Genomic DNA, 1681 nt, shown 5'->3' on the forward strand with positions numbered 1-1681 from the left:
ATAACACGCAGTGTCAGAAAAAGAGAAAAAAAGGAAGCCGCTTTTAGCAGGGTCTTTAGCGGGGTTTGGCAGGCTGCTAAGGGTCGTTTTTAGCACGGTTTTTAGCACTCCACGGGTTCGGAAAAAAATGAAACTTTAGTCCCACATCCAGTAGCGACCATCCAGCCCATCGTTTGCTTCAGGAAACAACAGTACTTTGACATCCTCACCTTCAGCAATCCCATAGTCATAGAGGCACTCACGGTAGTACTCCACTTCCAGAACGTTTTTCTCTCCCACCAGTTCTGCCACTTTTTCATGGTCAGGATTGGCCTTGTGGAGCTGCAGGTTGTGTTGGAACCATGACCTTGCATTAAGGCGTGTTGAATCTGTGTCAGCCAGGAAGGCGATCGTTGACCTGATGTCATCAGAATAGTCAAGCCCACGAGCACGCCATTTCTGTTTTGCAGCACCAAACCATGAGTTGTCACACACAGAGAGGTATTGGTGAACAGCTGGAGGGAAGCCAACATGGCTTACACCAAAGCACTCAAGATTAGAGCCCTCCTGCGTGAAAAACTCCTTCCCATTGTCACTCACCCAAAGCTGGTTTTTGTCAACCTTGATCCGCTCCATGAACATCCCTACCACCTCTGCGGTTGCAGCCACATACGTTCCCTTCTCACCTTCCTCTTTTCCAATGTAAACCAGCCGGCGGGCTTCAACGTTGTGCTCCTTGAGCATGGCGTCCAAATGATGCAGCTGTTTCACCCGCTTTGCTGTTGGACGTCGGTCCCGACGCGTCTTTTGGTTGAGGCTGAATACAATACACAAGTGGCAACGCCCTAGGCTTGAAGCGCCCCAATAGCAAGATTCGTGAAGCGTGCCACATTCTCGCCCAAAAGTGGCTGGGGAGAACCAGCAGGTACGAAGGAGTAGAAAGTATCCAGACGATGCCCGAGGAATGTGCAATCAATACACCACACTTCGCCTGCTTTCAGAAGACGCCACTCCTTCTTGAGCCACTCAAACGCCATATTGGCCATTTCTGAGCGGTTCAGTTTGTAACCCCCAGATTTGCGCTTCATCTTCCTGCATGTGAACCCTTGCTCGTTGAGAAACACCGAAACTGTTGTCCGACTCACATCCACACCAAGAGAAGCGGCAATGAAGGCCCTGACGTCGGCAATTTGCACGGGAAAATTGTTTGCATTCCGAAACAAAACGTAGCCAAGAACACACCGCTCCTGCTCCTCAGAGAGAGCACGTGGGCGTCCTCTTCCCTCACCACCGGGGAGAGCATTCCCTTGTGTTCTCACATTCGTGAGCCATCGTGAGAGTGTCGCCTTTGGAACCGCATATCCAGCCTCGGAGCAAAGAGAGACAAACTCTGCTTGGGACCCGCCTTTCGTGATAAATGCTTGACCAATACGCGCTACAACGTCTCTTGACTCATAGGGTACGCTCACCAATTCAGGAGCCTCCACGTCACTCGCATCCCTCTCTCTCTTCATAGTTTTGGCGCGCAAACGTTCCATTTTTTTCCGAATCCGTGGATTTGAATTCTCTTCCTTCATTGCTTCGTCTTCCAAGGCTTGGACGGTCTCGTCTACGACTCGCACAGTCGCTACGTCGCACGACTGCTTCTTCCGCTGGCATGTACTTCGCCTTGAATTTGAATTTGAATCGTTCTCAACGCCGA

At 50.7% G+C, this 1681-nt stretch carries 2 protein-coding genes; both read right to left on the bottom strand.

What is annotated here, in order from left to right; translation table 11 throughout:
- Positions 1 to 135 precede the first annotated feature (135 nt).
- A complete protein-coding gene (locus VLA04_05620) occupies positions 136 to 723 on the bottom strand; it encodes a hypothetical protein (protein ID HSI21143.1) in 588 nt (195 codons plus the stop codon).
- Between the two features lie 101 nt (positions 724 to 824).
- Complete coding sequence (locus tag VLA04_05625; protein HSI21144.1) at positions 825 to 1175, bottom strand: hypothetical protein; 351 nt, start codon at positions 1173 to 1175, stop codon at positions 825 to 827.
- Between the last annotated feature and the right edge of the window lie 506 nt (positions 1176 to 1681).

This window comes from Verrucomicrobiia bacterium, from assembly GCA_035460805.1.
Lineage (GTDB): Bacteria > Patescibacteriota > UBA1384 > CAILIB01 > CAILIB01 > DATHWI01.